Raw genomic sequence first — 13,293 nt, forward strand, 5'->3', positions numbered from 1 at the left:
CATGAGCCGCCACGTCCCGCTGCACGGCATCATCGGCTACACCCTCACCCCCTTCCGGCATGACGGGAAGGTGGATCTCGACAAGCTCCGGATGCTCACCACGCGCATGGTGGACTCGGGCGTCCATGCCATCGCGCCCCTCGGGAGCACGGGCTGCCTGCCCTATCTGGACGACGAGGAGCGCGAGGCCATCACCGAGGCCACCGTGAAGACCGTCGCGAGCCGCGTCCCGGTGATGGTCGGCGTCTCCAGCCTCACCACCGAGCGCACCGTCCACCACGCCCGCTTCGCCGAGCGCGCGGGCGCGGACGCCGTGATGATCATCCCGATGAGCTACTGGAAGCTCACCGAGGAGGAGATCTTCCGGCACTTCGACACGGTGGCCCGCGCCATCTCCATCCCCATCATGGCCTACAACAACCCGGCCACCGGCGGACTGGACATGACGCCGGAGTTCCTCGCGCGGCTGCTGGAGATTCCCAACGTCACCATGGTGAAGGAGAGCACGGGGGACGTCGGGAGAATGCACCGCCTGCGGCAGGTGGCCGGTGAAGAGGTGGCCTTCTTCAACGGCTCCAATCCGCTCGCCCTCGCGGCCTTCGCGGCGGGAGCCCGGGGCTGGTGCACCGCCGCGGCGCACCTCATCCCCGAGCTCACCCTGGAGCTGTACCGGCAGGTCGCCGACAAGGCCAACCTCGTGGAGGCGCGCAAGGTGTTCCAGAAGCAGCTCCCCCTGCTCCAGTTCATCGTGAAGGGCGGCCTGCCGCGCACGGTGTCCGCGGGCCTGGCGCTGCTCGGCACCGAGGTGGGGCCCCTGCGCGCGCCGCTCCTTCCGCTCCCCGCTCCGGAGGTGGAGGCGCTGCGGCGCATCCTCACGAAGCTCGAGGCGTGAGGAGACCCCTGACCGCACCCGGGGGAGGGGCTGGCAATCGCCGAGCGCCGGCATGACCTCCCCTCCTCCGTCCGAGCAGACACCCGGGTGAGCAGGTGCGCGCTCCCGTCCTCAAGCTCCTCCCTAAAGAGGATCGGCTTGCGAGACCTGAGACGCCTTCTTCACCCCACCCATCTGTGGGATCTGTTCGTGACGTCCGACCCGGACCTGGCACGGTTGCGGATGGGGCTTCGCTCCATGCTGGGTGCCGGCCTGTCCGCCCTCGTCATCTCCCAGCTCGCCCGCCTGCTGGGACAGCCGCCCACCGTCACTCTCGTGGGGACCATGATGGGGATGATGGGATCCCAGCTCGCGAGCGATTCCAACCCTCGTGACCAGCGCATCACGACGCTCCTGATGGTGTTTCCGGCCTCGGCCGCGATCGTCATCGGGACGCTCACCTCGCACCTCTCCCTGCTCGGCGCGGCGGCCTTCGCGGTGACCATCTTCATCGCCACCTACGTGCGGCGGTTCGGGCCCAGAGGGCTCGCGCTCGGGATGATCGGCTTCTTCGCCTTCTTCAATGCGCTCTTCTTCCACGCGCAACTGGCGCAACTACCGGCCCTCGTCGGCGCCATCGTGGTCGCGATCGGCATCGCCTACTGCGTGCGGTTCATGCTCACCCGCGACCGCCCCGGCCTGGACCTCCAGCGCTTCGTCCGCTCCTTCCGGAAGACAATCGCCATCGTGCTGTGGAACCTCACGGACATCCCCGAGCGCCCGAGGGTGACCCGTTCTCTTCAACGCCGCCTCCGCCGGGAAGCCGCCCGTCTGAACGACGCGGCACTCGCGGTGGAGGATCTGCTGACCCGTTGCCAGCCCACCCTCCGGCTGCGGATCTTCGATCTGGAGCTCGCGACCGACCGGGTCATCGCCGCCATCCGCCAGGTGGTGGACTCGGGCGCACTGGAGCCGCATGCGCGCAAGGAGGTTCGAGCAGCCCTGATCGCCGCGTACACCGCCGTACGGAATGGAGATCCAACCGCGCGGCGGATGGTGCAGGAGCATCTCGAGCACCTGCGGGAATTCGTCCCGGGTTCGCCCGAGCCCGAGCGGGCCCTCGCGGATGTCCGCCGCTTCAGCACCGCCATCACGGACCTGGTGGAGGCCGCCGCCAGCCTCCCGGAGGAGCTTCCCCGGCTCGCACCGGCACGAGCGACCACCCCAAACGCGGCCACGAGCCCGGGAGCCATACCGCCGGGAGACGGTCTTCATCCGTCGACACGGCAGGCGCTCCAGGCCACCGTGGCGAGCGTGCTCGCGATGGTGGTGGGCCACGCCGTGTCCTCCGAACGCTGGTACTGGGCCGTCATCACCGCGTTCGTCATCTTCACGCGCACGAGGACGCTCGGTGAGACCCTGCTCCGCGGCTGGTACCGGGTGCTCGGAACGCTCCTGGGCGTCATCGCCGGATTGCTGCTCGCGGGGCTCGTCGCGGGACACCGCTCGGTCGAGCTCGTGAGCGTCTTCGTCTGCATCTTCTTCGGCTTCTACCTGATACGCATCTCCTACGCGTGGATGGTCTTCTGGTTCACCGCCATGCTGTCGGTCCTCTACAGCCTGCTCGGCCGTTTCTCGCCCGGACTCCTCTACCTGCGCATCGAGGAGACGATGATTGGCGCCAGCCTCGGCATGCTCTGCGCAGCCTTCCTCTTCCCGGAGCGGACGACGGAGCACATCCACGCCACCGCGAAGCAGGTCCTGTCCGCCGTCTGCGATTACCTCGAGGAGGCCGTGGTGAAACGCTCGGAGGAGTCCGACCCGGCCCGGCTGATGGACTCCGCGCGAGCCCTCGATGCGCGCCTCCGAGAGCTACGAACGGCGGCGCGTCCCCTCACCGGACCCATGGTGCGGTTCGCCCCCCGGACCGAGCGCACGGTGCACACGGTGTCCGAGCTCGTCGTCTTCGTCCGGCACCTCGCCCTGGGCAAGGCTGTCCTGCACGTGCACGAGGCGGTCCGCGAGATGCTCCGCGAGGCAGGCACCCGGCTCGCGAACAATGCACGCGCGCTCGCGCAGACGTTGGACGCGGAGGAGTTTCCCACGCTCGAGTCCGCATCTCCGTTGCTCGAGCGGGCCCGGAACTCGCTCGTGGGCGAGGAGACCTTGAGGCGGGGCCCCGCGAGCCCTCCCATCCTGCTGCATTGGCTCGCCCGGGTGGACGACACACTCCATGTCCTGGCCAGGACCGCGGGCCCCCTCCCCAGGAGCGAGCTCCCGGGGACGTAGGGACGTCGCCGGCTCCAGCGGCCCGAAGACGTCCTCCGGCCAGGGGGGCGTGACGAGCTCGTTCGCGAGCCGCTCGCACTCCGCCAGGTTGCACGCGGGGGTCGCCAGGTGATTGGGTAGGGCCGCCGCCATGACTCCGCCCGGCCCCCTGCTCGCCTCCATCTACGGTCTGTACCTGCTCGCGGTCATCACGCCCGGGCCGAACACGTTCATCGTCACGCGCCTAGCGCTGTCCGCAACGCGCCGGCGCGCGGCCTTGGCCGTGCTGGGGATTGCCCTGGGAAATGCGGTGTGGCTCTGCATCATTCTCGGCGGCGTCGCCATGCTCTTGCAGCAGCTCCCGGGAGGGATGCGCGCCGTGCGCTACGTGGGCGGGCTGTACCTGCTCTACCTGGGCGTGCGAGGGCTGCGCTCCGCGCGTACGGCCGCTCGGACATCCGAGGCTGCTCCGGCGGTGGCTCCCGTGGAGCGGGCGCTGACGAGCGAGGAAGACCGGCCGTTTCGCAGCGGGCTGTTCGCCAGTCTGTCCAATCCGAACACGATGCCGTTCTACCTGAGCATCCTCACCCCCACGGTGGCACCGGGCATTCCCTTGTGGGTGCGCGTAGCCGCGGCGGCGGGCATCGTGACGCTCGCCATGGCGTGGTACGGAACGCTGGCCTGGGGCCTATCCACCGGGCACGTCCGACGGGCGTACTCCCGGCGGGAGCCGCTCATCCGCCAGGTGCTCGCGCTGGTGCTGGTGGTTTACGGGATTCGGCTGCTGGTTTCGGGATAACTGACATTCCCGTCAGTTTGAATTGCCTACTCGGAATCCTCCCCCGATTCGTCTTCCTCCACCTCTTCGCCTTCAAGAGGTGCGCTCATGAACGTAAACCTCCCAGGCAATCGAACGACCATGAATCCCTTGCCAGCGATTCTGACACGCTCGGCGTCCTCGGCCTTCCCACTGGCGAGCCATTTGTCTGCATCTTCCCGTGTTGCGAACTCGTGGGAGACTTTGAGCTTGAATGAGGGATCAAAGAACTCCTTGTAGAACCTGCGGAAGTCACCCTCTTTCCTCGTGTGGCGGGGATAGATCAACGCAATCTGCGCAAGTTCGATGACGTCCCGTTCCGGGGAGCCCTCCGGATGCTTCTGGCTGATGGCGTCAAGAGCACCGAGGATTGCATCTATGTCGAAGTCTGGAATGTAAGGCATGGTCCCGCCGAGCCTTTCGCGTTTCTTCGGATGCAACGCTTAGTGCTGTCCGGTTTGTTGAGTTCGAAAGTTTCGGGCGATGCAACAACCCGGGTCAACGGCGCTCGAGCCCATGAGGCCACGAGTGCACGGCAGGCGATGTTCTGGGCGGTGGGGGCCACCGGAGCCCGGCATTGGTAGCCCAAGACATCGGCGCCAGAAACCAGCAAGAGGGGCGGAGTGCACGCCGCTCTTCGCCCGGCGAGGGGTCCAAGGGGACTAAACCGGACGGACGCGCATGGACTCGCCCAGGGTGCTGCTGATCCCGAGTGGGAGCGGAGCCGCATTAGCGGCTTCGATTCCCGCTGCCTCTATCAGCGCCCCAGGTTCGCCGGAACCTTTCTGGGGGAGCATCGGTGCCAGGCGCCGTTCGAGCCCTTTGACATCCTCTTGGGAGCCGTGCCCGTCACGCTCCCATCACGCCTGCTCGATAGCTTCCTCCCACCACCTCGGGACTCCCCGCGGGTGGAACAATCCGCTGTTCTGAAAAAACTGCGTTTCAGGAGGAAACATCATGAAGAAGACATGGAAGGTGGGTTCCGTCGCGGTGGCGCTGATGACGGGCGTGGTGGCCGGTGTGGCCATGGGCGCGATGCGGCCCCAGGCCGCCGAAGCTGCTCCGCAGACGCTGACGGGGACGTGCTGCTCCACCTGCACGCCGACGTACAACTACTGCTACTCCCACTGCCCCCCGCGCGACGCGGACTGCAAGACGTTCTGCCGCGACGACTACGACTGGTGCAACGCCACCTGCGACACATCCTGCTGAGGCCCCACCGCCCGCTGCTGGACTGGCGCTGAGCCAACGGCGGCGGGAAAGAGTGGATGCCCGGGCGCCCGGTGCGCTGTACAAGGAGCTGGGCGCCTGTCGAGCTCCATCGCCTCGTTGGAAGAGAACAGCAACTGATGGACTCCTCGGGGGAGCCCAGTCCGACACTCAACAGCCGTATCGAACCGAGAACATCCAGCATGGCCAACTCCCTCCCCATACCGGAACTTGAGACATGCGAAAGCTGCCGATGAGGAGCACCTGAAGGTACGTCTGCATTGACCGGGCGAGCCTGCTCAGCCTTCGATCTTGCGGAAGCGCGGTTGCACGACCCCCTCGTTCCACTCGACCGAGTCCAATCCGCGGCTGCGTGCGTAGTGCTCGGACAGGTGCCAGAGCGTCTGGAGGATGCCCTCACCGCCGCCGTCGATCTGCGCCAGCTCCACGACGAGCCGGGCCTCCTTCACCTGGAACTGGCCCAGCACCTGCGCCGAGCCGGCCTGGAAGACGAGGGGCTCGTCCGCGAAGACGAAGGCGCGCAGCTCCTCGTCGGACAGCCGCAGGATTTCCTCGGGGGTGTAGCCCTCGAGCAGGATGCGCCGGTGGGTCGTCATGGGCTTGAGCTCGCGATGGGGCGGAGCCGGCTCGCGGCCCACGTGGCGTCCACGGCCACCTGGGCCACGGTCTGCAAGCCGAGCTTCGCGGCGGACTCCCAGCCTCGGTCCCGGTTGAGGTCCGTCTCCACCTTCGAGGTCTGTTTCGGGTAGGCCACCCAGAGCACCGTGGTGGGGGTGAGCACCGGGCCGAGCTCCGCCATGCGCTGCGCGAGCTCGGCGCGGTTGTGCACGAAGGCGAGGATGAAGGGCGCTCCGGCTCCGAGCTTCGTCCGCACGCGCGCGCCCTCGGGCAGCTCACCCAGCAGCGTGGCCGCGTCTCCGGGAGCGCCGAGCACCACCGCCTCCATGCCGGGCTTGAGGAGCATCTTCTGCCCGAGCGGTTTGGTGCTCGGAGCGGGCCGGGCTGGCTTCGCCTCGGTGGTCGTCGCGGTGCCTCGGGTGGAGACCTTCTTCGCGGCGGTCTTCTTCACCGCCGTCTTCTTCGCGGCGGGGCTCTTCGTGGACTTGGACGCAGTGCGGGCCATGCGCGTGTGCTTAGCACGCATGGCCCAGAGAAGACGTCAGGGCTCCTGCGCGACGTCGAAGAAGGGCAGCTCGCCGAGGAAGTCGCCCTTGCCCACGTCGACGCCGTTGTGGCGGAGGATGGAGGAGGCCGGGGCGTTTCGCGTTCCAGGGAGTAGGCTCGTGTCCATGCTCACGGTGCATGTGGATACGGACTCCCTGACGCGCGCGTCCTCTGGCTCCATCACGGGCGTGCTGTTCCTTCGAGGCGACGGCGCGGCGTTTCCCGAGGAGGGCTGGAGTGACTTCCCGGTGGTGGTGCTGGCCTGGTGGCTGGAGGCGCTGGAGGGTCTGCGCTCCGGGCGCGCCGCGAGTGCCTCGTGCCGCTTCATGGAGGGCCCCTTCTCCGTGGAGGTGGCGCGGCGGGGCGTCGAGTTCCTGCTGCGCGGTCAGCGCGACGGCCGTCGCGTCGAGGTGCTCGTGGAGGAACGCGTGGACCTCGAGTCCTTCTGGCGCGAGGTGCGAGCAGGCGCCTCGCGCGTGGTCGCGGTGTGTGCCGCGCGGGGTTGGACGTCAAAGGATCTGGAGAGCCTGAGGCGGTGGCTGGACTGAGCTCCCCTCCAGCCCGCCCCCTCAACAGGTCCCCTATCCCGCCTTCTATACGCTTCGATGGCGCGACCCGCCGATGTCCAGGATGCCGACGCCTGATGGGACGTTGAGGGGGGAGGGCTGGTGCAGAGAGGCCGAGGAGAGCCGCTGACAGGTGCCGGCCGAGCTGTGCGCCGGGCCGGTGCAGAGGCCACGCAGCCTCCTTGGGCATGCCTGTCCAGGCCGCCCTCCCATGGGGGGCGCGGCAGGGGCACCAGCTCTCTTGGCTGTGGCGGCGTAAGCCTCAACACCATGCGCCCTGGGGTGTCGCTCGCGCCGGGGTCAGGCTCGCACCTGCCATGGGCAGTCCCAGGTGATCCAGAATCGCTCTCACCCCTCCCTCTTGCTTCACCTACGCCATCACCCGTCGCTCGCCACGGCGGCTCTATTGCGCGGGTGCCGTCAGCTTCTGTGTCGCGGCCGCGCGCACCCAGCCCCGGGTCGTCTTCTTCTTGCCCGGGTATTCCACCTCAAGCCACTCTCCGGACTCGGCGACCACGCCGACGACGTCGCCTGTGACGACGAACGCACGCGTCTTCTTCGCATCGGACGGGGCGGAATGGAAATTGGCGCGCTTATCGACAATCCGCCGGAGTTCGCGCCAGTTCGTCTCGCGGACCAGATCGAGCTCCAGCCCCGATGAGATCTCCGGCAGCAGCACGAGGCCACAGCCGGAATGCTCACGCCCCTGCTCGATGCGCAGCTCCACTCCGTCGCTCTGCGGGGTCAGTGTCCCGGGGAACCGCTGGCTGCTCCAGGTGCTCACAGGCGTTGCGCCGGCGGCGACCTTGCCCGTGAGAAAGAAGCTGCAGGTCTTGGTCACACCCTCGCCCTGCTCTTCGCGATAGTAGCCGGTGATTCCTCCCTGCGGATCGACCGCGAGCATCAGCCCCTCGTAGATCCCTGACCGCAGGCGCGGAGCGGAGGTCTCGGCAAATGCGGAAGCAGCAAACAGCGCCGCACAAAGCAACGCGGCCGACCGGATGAACCACCGTCCCATGCTAGTTACCTCCGTGCTTCTTGTAGGCCTTCGCGATCCGCTTGTCGTAGTCGCCATAGTCTTCGCCGTTGTAGAGAGTCGCCATCTTGGCGAAATTCTTCGCCTTGAGCGCCTCGACCATACCCCCCTTCTGCTTGGCGTATAGGCAGGAGAATGTCCTGCGCAGCTGCCCTGCCCAGTCTACTTGCGGCGTCCTCTCCTTCCTCGGCTCCTGCCTCTCCCCTTCCTCTGGCGCCACGCTCCCCTCCTCTCCTCCGCACCTGGCGGCGCGTCACGCTCCTCTCCTCCGTACCTGCTTGGGGGAGCGCTTCATCGACTGCGCCCGGCGCGCCCATGGCGGCCGGTGAGCCTCCCGGACACCGGGTGCCATCCTGCCCTCCACCGCCTGTCAGACTCCGCGCCCCGCGCTCGTCGGTCGATCCCCTATGAAATCCCTCTCCCCTCGCGCCCGGGCGCTGCTGGATGCGTTGCACACGAAGACAGGCTACCTCGAGCAACTGCGCAAAGCCCGGGGGCCTGAGCGGGACGCCCTCCTGGTCCCTCTCGCGGCGCAGCCGGAGCCGGCCATGGTGCTCCCCGTCTTCTCCATGGTGCAGTGGGCCCAGGATGACGAGGCCCGAGCGCTCTCCCAGGTCCTGCACCACCTCGTCGCGAGCCTCGGCCCGGACGACGCGCGCGCCGTGGACGAGTCCCTTCGCCAGCGCAGCCTCTTCTACACGGACTACTCCGACCTCCGTCCCGAGGAACTGGGCCGCTTCGCGTCACTGTCGCCCTCGGTGATGGCACTGCTCACCTGCCACCCCAATGGCTTCACGCGGCAGGCCGCCCTGCAACACCTGGCCGACAGCGGGGACGTGGCCTGCTGGCCCTTCCTCCTCGTGCGCCTCAATGATTGGGTGGTCCCCGTGCGCGACACCGCGCTACGAGCCGCGAGGGCCGCGCTCCCCCGTGTCCCTCTGGAACTACTCGTCCGGCACTTCCCCCTGCTGGAGACGCTGCGCCAGCTCACGCGTGCGGACCACTCGCCCTTCCTGGAAGCGGCGATGGCGCGGCTGGGCCAACCGGACGCGCTCGCGTGGCTGGAGCGTCACCTCGATTCGCTGAAGTGGCGGTCGCGGCGCTCGGCCTTCCGGCTGCTCATGAAGAGCCCCCAGGAGCTGGCCCGGCGCGCCGTCGAGCGGGGCCTGGACGATTCGGACCCGGTGGTGCGAATGCTCGCGGTGGAGCACGTGGACGCGCTCTACTCCGACGAGGAACTGCCCCCGGTGCTCGCGGACCTGGAGCACTCACGCTCCATGTTCATCCGGCGTGAGGCCTATACCCTCTACGCACGCCGGGTGCCCGCGCTCGCCGCGGCCAAGGTGCGCGAGGCATTGATGGATCCGAGCGGCGCCATCCGTGACTTCGCCCAGCGCCGGCTCTCCGGCACCGTGGACCTCTCCGAGCTGTACCGCGCGGAGCTGCGAGAAGTGCCCGTACGACCCGGAGCCGTCGCCGGACTGGGGGAGACGGGCAACGTTTCGGATGCGCCGCTGCTGCGGGCCCTGCTCGCCCATCCGCTCGTGGCGGTGCGGCGCGAGGCCGTTACCGCACTGGGCCGGCTGGACGGTGACGGCAGCGTGGAGGCCCTGCGCGAGCTGTTCCTCGACTCGTCGCCGAGCGTCTGCCGGGCCGCGGCCGCCGCTCTGTCCCAGCGCGCGGGGCGCATCACCCCCGAGTGGCTGCACCGCTGCCTCTTCCGGCCGGGGTTGCTGCCCCATGCCTTCCGTCAGGCGCTCGAGCTCATCGCGGCCCTGCCGCGCTTCGACGCCCTCCCGCTGCTGCTCGACGCCGCCGCGCTCCCGGACGAGCCCTCGCGCACGCGGGCCCTGCAGCACCTCGAGCGATGGGTAGCCGAGTCCTTCCGGAGCTTCGCCTCCAGTCCCTCGCCGGCGCGGCTCCGGGAGCTGCGGGAGGCAGTGCGCGCGGCCCGGCACCTCGACCCCCGGATGGCCCACGAGCTGGACCACCTGCTGCGCGCGTATGAGTGAGCCCGGACTCCGGGAGTTGGGTCCCGCGAGCCTCGTGCTCTAGTGACTGCTTGACCGCTGCCTGGGGTGCCACGCTCGCTCCCTCCTCTCCTGCTTGGGGGAACCGCGCGGTCAAGCACCCCGCGCCAGTCCTTGTTCGTCAGGTCCGGGTTCTGCTCGGAGCCCGAGAGCGCGAACTCCTTCTTGATGATTCACTGATTCAGCACGAACCACGAACGTGAGCGTCCCCTTCTCCCGCACGGCCTGCGCCCGCCGCACGAAGGGCGCGAGCACGCCTGGCCCGGTGCCCCACGTCGCGAGTCCACCAGGAACAGCCCGCCGAAGGACCAGAAGGCCTGGCCTCCCAGGCTCTGCTCCCCTTCCTGGTCCAGCACCGTGACGCGCTTGCCCGCGTCCGCGAGCTCCGTCGCGGTGACCAGCCCCGCCAGCCCACCGCCCACGACGATGACGTCCGCTTCCTGTCCCATCGGCGCGCCGCCAGGTGTCCCTTCCGGGGAAGGCTGGATGATAGGGGAACACCCCGGGGCGGCGGTGAACTTCAGACCGGGCGCTGGAGCCGCGGCCTCCGCGAATCTCTCGCGCTCACTCCGTCATCCGCTCGAAGCCGGTGTATCCTGCGGGGCGCATGCTGTCGCGACTCCAACCGCTTTATCTCCTTCTCGTCGTGGAACCGTCTGTCTGCCGAGAGCGCGAACGCGAAGTCGAGGCGTGGGAGAGACGCACCGGTCGTCGCGTTCCCGAAGTGGTGCGCGAGTTCTTCACGACGAACGCCACGATTCCGATGGCGCCGAACGAACACAAACGCACCGTGTGGAACGAACCCGAGGTCGGGGCGCGGATCGCCGGTCGCGTGACGGACGACTTCTGGGAAATCGCAATGACGGACTTGTGGGCAGAATATTGGGACGGCGCGATGGAGGCGCTCCCGAGTCTGCTCTCGTCCATCGAGCGCGCGCGAGCAGGTGAGGCCGCGCCGGAGCGCGAAGGAATCGAACCTCCAGCCGACCTTCGCGGGCCTCTCGTCTATCTGCAAACCGACGTCATGCGCAGATGGCGCTGCTTCTTCGAGCTCGACGGCTCGGCGGATCCGCCGCTTCGTGAGCACGGTCGCGGTCACGGTTGGTCCGAGACGCTTACGTTCTCGTCGTGGCTTTTCCGGTCATTCGCCGATTCTTACGTCTCCCAAGATTGGACGCCGAGCTCCTTCTGGGGCAAGGCCGCCGATCTCGCGCGTTCTGAAGAGGCTTCGCCAGTCCAGCCGTTCAAGAATGGGCTCTGGCTACGCGCATCCCAGGGTCCTTTGGGGGCGGAGGCGCATGCAGCGCTCCAGACGCGGTTCTCCTGCACCTCGCGCCCCTACGCGACGGGAGCCACACTTCATCACTTCAGCCAATCGGACGATGGCTGGATTTGGGTCGTCGAGGACGACGATTCATCGGTCTGGTGGATCCATGGCAAGACCGACGACGAGCTTCTCGACCTTGCTCGTGATGCGCGAGAGCTCGGCCGGCTGACGGTGCCATTCGTTGCCGATACGCGCGAGGGGGCAAGAGTTCTCGCGCGATTGCACGACGTGTAGCGATGGCTGCCCGCCGCGGCGCCCGCGTTCCGTAGAAGCCCACGCCCCTGCTGCCCCTTGCTGGAGTTGCGCCATGTCCAACGTGAAGGACGACAAGGCCCGCTGGAAGAAGAGCCTTTCCCTCGCCTTCGACCTGCCCACGCAGATGGACAGGGCCCCGGACAGCCCCCGCGCCCGTGGCGAGGTGAGCAAGGTGGGCGTGTCCATCTCCTCCCGGAAGGAGGTGGGCGAGCAGGGCGCGCCCATGGACGCGCTCAGCGGCTGGCGTGGTTCGACCGTGTGCGAGAACTACCGGCGTGGCGCAACAGCGAAGCGGTCTGGTGAGCGCCATCGCAGCGAAAATTATTTTCGCACGCTTGTCGATCTCATGCGTCATCATTCGTCGCCCGGATGCAGGACCCGTTATTCAACTCACCTTTCGACATGGGGACGTCATGAACAAGCAGATCATCTTCAACCTGCCGGTCAAGGACCTGGACAAATCCAAGGCCTTCTTTTCCACTCTCGGCTTCAGCTTCAATCCACAATTCAGCAACGAGAGCGCGGCGTTCATGGTCATCGCGGATGGCAGCATTCATGCCATGCTGACGACCGAAGCGTTCTTCAAGACCCTCATCGACAAGCCCGTCGTGCAGGCGAAGGAGGCCAACGAGGTCGTCATCTGCCTGAGCTGCGAGAGCCGGGAAGAAGTGGACAGTCTGATCGCCAAGGCCGTCGCCGCCGGCGGCCGTACTCCGCACCCGCCCGAGGACCACGGCTTCATGTATGACCAGGGCTTCGAGGACCTCGACGGCCACCTGTGGAACCTGGTCTGGACGGCGCCGCAGGCCTGATGCGGCCGGCCGGGCTGCTCAGCGCTCGTCCCAGTAGCGCCTGAGCAGCCCGTGTGGGCGGCGACGTCGCGCTCGTCCATCGGGCGCAAGCCAACCCACCAGCTCACCCTCCGCTCGCTCATCCCGACCGCCCGAAACTGCGAAACTCGAACTCAGGGTTTTCTATCGCCTTGTCCACGGGTTCGATTCCCCCCGCCTCCACTCTTCAGGGCCCCAGGTTCTCTCGCGGGGTAGGCTCGGCGGACATGCGCCCTTCCCTTCATCTTCGGCCCTACCACCCGGATGACCGGGGCGCTGTGTATGACATCTGTGTGCGTACGGGCGCGGCCGGTCAGGATGCCCGAGGCCTCTACCGGAGCGACGAGCTGCTGCCCGACGTCTACGCGGGCCCCTACCTCGAGCTCGAGCCACAGCTGGCGTTCGTGGTCGATGAGGGCGGACGCGCGGTCGGGTACGTGCTCGGCACCGCCGACACTCCGGCCTTCGTGGAGGCCTGGCGTACCCGGTGGCTGCCGCGCGTGGCTGGCCGTCATCCCCGTCCGGCCGAGCCGGCCATCACCGCGGACGAGCGGCTGATCGCCACACTGCACCATCCCGAGTGGATGCTCGCTCCCGAGCTGGCCCCCCACCCGGCGCACCTGCATGTCAATCTGCTCCCCCATGTGCAGGGGGGCGGGTACGGCCGGCGCCTCGTGGAGACCTTCCTCGCCGCGGCGGCTGCCTCGGGCGCGCCCTCGCTCCATCTGGGCACGAGCAACGACAATACCCTGGCACTGCGTTTCTATGAGCGTCTGGGTTTCCAGCGGCTCACCGTCGCGGGAGCCGTGGGCACCACGTATTTCCAGTGTCCCACGGGGACGCGCGGTTGACAGAGTCCCGAGCCCTTTCCGCTGCCCCGCTTCCGTTGTGAGACCAGG

Annotated in this window: 16 protein-coding genes; 9 read left to right on the forward strand and 7 right to left on the reverse strand. The window is 68.0% G+C overall.

The window, feature by feature from the left end; genetic code table 11:
• Position 1: 1 nt before the first annotated feature.
• The 3 genes from DAT35_RS34630 (at position 2) to DAT35_RS34640 (ending at position 3,938) form a co-directional block, all read left to right on the forward strand.
• Positions 2-892, forward strand: coding sequence for a dihydrodipicolinate synthase family protein (locus DAT35_RS34630; protein WP_108073300.1), 891 nt, complete (start codon positions 2-4; stop codon positions 890-892).
• A 138-nt stretch (positions 893-1,030) separates the two neighbouring features.
• Positions 1,031-3,160: an FUSC family protein gene (locus DAT35_RS34635; RefSeq protein WP_158502031.1), complete on the forward strand. Its 2,130-nt coding sequence runs from the start codon at positions 1,031-1,033 to the stop codon at positions 3,158-3,160.
• Positions 3,161-3,290: 130 nt separating this feature from the next.
• Entirely contained in the window at positions 3,291-3,938 is a 648-nt protein-coding gene (locus DAT35_RS34640) for a LysE family translocator (RefSeq protein ID WP_108073304.1), read from the forward strand.
• A gap of 26 nt (positions 3,939-3,964) precedes the next feature.
• Here DAT35_RS34640 and DAT35_RS34645 read toward each other — a convergent pair whose 3' ends face one another.
• Positions 3,965-4,360, reverse strand: coding sequence for a hypothetical protein (locus tag DAT35_RS34645; RefSeq protein WP_108073306.1), 396 nt, complete (start codon positions 4,358-4,360; stop codon positions 3,965-3,967).
• 553 nt (positions 4,361-4,913) lie between these two features.
• Between DAT35_RS34645 and DAT35_RS34650 the strand changes: the two genes are divergently transcribed.
• On the forward strand, positions 4,914-5,168 hold the full coding sequence (locus tag DAT35_RS34650) for a hypothetical protein (protein ID WP_108073310.1): 255 nt from the start codon (positions 4,914-4,916) through the stop codon (positions 5,166-5,168).
• A gap of 296 nt (positions 5,169-5,464) precedes the next feature.
• On the opposite strand, the gene DAT35_RS34655 is transcribed toward DAT35_RS34650, so the two are convergent.
• From DAT35_RS34655 to DAT35_RS61180, 3 genes are read right to left on the reverse strand one after another with little or no spacing between them, the layout of a single operon-like run.
• The gene (locus tag DAT35_RS34655; protein WP_146210015.1) at positions 5,465-5,782 is read right to left on the reverse strand and encodes a hypothetical protein; all 318 of its coding nucleotides are present in this window, start codon (positions 5,780-5,782) and stop codon (positions 5,465-5,467) included.
• Positions 5,779-6,309, reverse strand: a complete 531-nt coding sequence (locus tag DAT35_RS34660) for a hypothetical protein (protein WP_146210016.1) — start codon at positions 6,307-6,309, stop codon at positions 5,779-5,781. Before DAT35_RS34660 ends, DAT35_RS34655 begins: the two co-directional genes overlap by 4 nt.
• 36 nt (positions 6,310-6,345) lie before the next feature.
• A complete protein-coding gene (locus DAT35_RS61180; protein WP_146210017.1) occupies positions 6,346-6,477 on the reverse strand; it encodes a DUF1993 domain-containing protein in 132 nt (43 codons plus the stop codon).
• On the opposite strand from DAT35_RS61180, the gene DAT35_RS34665 reads away from it, so the two are divergent.
• Entirely contained in the window at positions 6,476-6,898 is a 423-nt protein-coding gene (locus tag DAT35_RS34665; RefSeq protein ID WP_146210018.1) for a hypothetical protein, read from the forward strand. The two genes, DAT35_RS61180 and DAT35_RS34665, sit on opposite strands and share 2 nt — an antisense overlap.
• 421 nt (positions 6,899-7,319) lie before the next feature.
• On the opposite strand, the gene DAT35_RS34675 is transcribed toward DAT35_RS34665, so the two are convergent.
• Both DAT35_RS34675 and DAT35_RS34680 read right to left on the reverse strand, forming a co-directional pair.
• Positions 7,320-7,934: a hypothetical protein gene (locus DAT35_RS34675; RefSeq protein ID WP_146210019.1), complete on the reverse strand. Its 615-nt coding sequence runs from the start codon at positions 7,932-7,934 to the stop codon at positions 7,320-7,322.
• 1 nt (position 7,935) lies between these two features.
• Positions 7,936-8,172 (reverse strand): N-acetylmuramidase domain-containing protein, encoded by a 237-nt coding sequence (locus DAT35_RS34680; protein WP_108073325.1) that lies wholly within the window; start codon positions 8,170-8,172, stop codon positions 7,936-7,938.
• 187 nt (positions 8,173-8,359) lie between these two features.
• On the opposite strand from DAT35_RS34680, the gene DAT35_RS34685 reads away from it, so the two are divergent.
• Positions 8,360-9,964, forward strand: coding sequence for a HEAT repeat domain-containing protein (locus DAT35_RS34685; protein WP_108073328.1), 1,605 nt, complete (start codon positions 8,360-8,362; stop codon positions 9,962-9,964).
• Between the two features lie 191 nt (positions 9,965-10,155).
• Here the strand turns inward: DAT35_RS34685 and DAT35_RS60135 are convergent, their stop codons facing one another.
• Positions 10,156-10,431, reverse strand: coding sequence for an FAD-dependent oxidoreductase (locus DAT35_RS60135; protein WP_199243082.1), 276 nt, complete (start codon positions 10,429-10,431; stop codon positions 10,156-10,158).
• Positions 10,432-10,589: 158 nt separating this feature from the next.
• Here DAT35_RS60135 and DAT35_RS34695 point away from each other — a divergent pair, with 158 nt between their 5' ends.
• The 3 genes from DAT35_RS34695 (at position 10,590) to DAT35_RS34710 (ending at position 13,245) form a co-directional block, all read left to right on the forward strand.
• Entirely contained in the window at positions 10,590-11,543 is a 954-nt protein-coding gene (locus DAT35_RS34695) for a hypothetical protein (RefSeq protein ID WP_146210020.1), read from the forward strand.
• A 320-nt stretch (positions 11,544-11,863) separates the two neighbouring features.
• Positions 11,864-12,376, forward strand: coding sequence for a VOC family protein (locus DAT35_RS34705; protein ID WP_233261897.1), 513 nt, complete (start codon positions 11,864-11,866; stop codon positions 12,374-12,376).
• A 245-nt stretch (positions 12,377-12,621) separates the two neighbouring features.
• On the forward strand, positions 12,622-13,245 hold the full coding sequence (locus DAT35_RS34710; protein ID WP_108073337.1) for a GNAT family N-acetyltransferase: 624 nt from the start codon (positions 12,622-12,624) through the stop codon (positions 13,243-13,245).
• The last annotated feature ends 48 nt before the right edge of the window (positions 13,246-13,293 follow it).

The organism is Vitiosangium sp. GDMCC 1.1324 (assembly GCF_003044305.1).
Taxonomy (GTDB): domain Bacteria; phylum Myxococcota; class Myxococcia; order Myxococcales; family Myxococcaceae; genus Archangium.

What these genes read in the sequence shown, in the direction of transcription:
- DAT35_RS34710 (WP_108073337.1), top strand. Translation starts at nt 12,622, where the DNA reads ATGCGCCCTTCCCTTCATCTTCGGCCCTACCACCCGGATGACCGGGGC.
- DAT35_RS34650 (WP_108073310.1), top strand. Translation starts at nt 4,914, where the DNA reads ATGAAGAAGACATGGAAGGTGGGTTCCGTCGCGGTGGCGCTGATGACG.
- DAT35_RS34645 (WP_108073306.1), bottom strand. Translation starts at nt 4,360, where the DNA reads ATGCCTTACATTCCAGACTTCGACATAGATGCAATCCTCGGTGCTCTT.
- DAT35_RS60135 (WP_199243082.1), bottom strand. Translation starts at nt 10,431, where the DNA reads ATGGGACAGGAAGCGGACGTCATCGTCGTGGGCGGTGGGCTGGCGGGG.
- DAT35_RS34695 (WP_146210020.1), top strand. Translation starts at nt 10,590, where the DNA reads ATGCTGTCGCGACTCCAACCGCTTTATCTCCTTCTCGTCGTGGAACCG.
- DAT35_RS61180 (WP_146210017.1), bottom strand. Translation starts at nt 6,477, where the DNA reads ATGGACACGAGCCTACTCCCTGGAACGCGAAACGCCCCGGCCTCCTCC.
- DAT35_RS34685 (WP_108073328.1), top strand. Translation starts at nt 8,360, where the DNA reads ATGAAATCCCTCTCCCCTCGCGCCCGGGCGCTGCTGGATGCGTTGCAC.
- DAT35_RS34630 (WP_108073300.1), top strand. Translation starts at nt 2, where the DNA reads ATGAGCCGCCACGTCCCGCTGCACGGCATCATCGGCTACACCCTCACC.
- DAT35_RS34665 (WP_146210018.1), top strand. Translation starts at nt 6,476, where the DNA reads ATGCTCACGGTGCATGTGGATACGGACTCCCTGACGCGCGCGTCCTCT.
- DAT35_RS34675 (WP_146210019.1), bottom strand. Translation starts at nt 7,934, where the DNA reads ATGGGACGGTGGTTCATCCGGTCGGCCGCGTTGCTTTGTGCGGCGCTG.
- DAT35_RS34640 (WP_108073304.1), top strand. Translation starts at nt 3,291, where the DNA reads ATGACTCCGCCCGGCCCCCTGCTCGCCTCCATCTACGGTCTGTACCTG.
- DAT35_RS34655 (WP_146210015.1), bottom strand. Translation starts at nt 5,782, where the DNA reads ATGACGACCCACCGGCGCATCCTGCTCGAGGGCTACACCCCCGAGGAA.
- DAT35_RS34660 (WP_146210016.1), bottom strand. Translation starts at nt 6,309, where the DNA reads ATGGCCCGCACTGCGTCCAAGTCCACGAAGAGCCCCGCCGCGAAGAAG.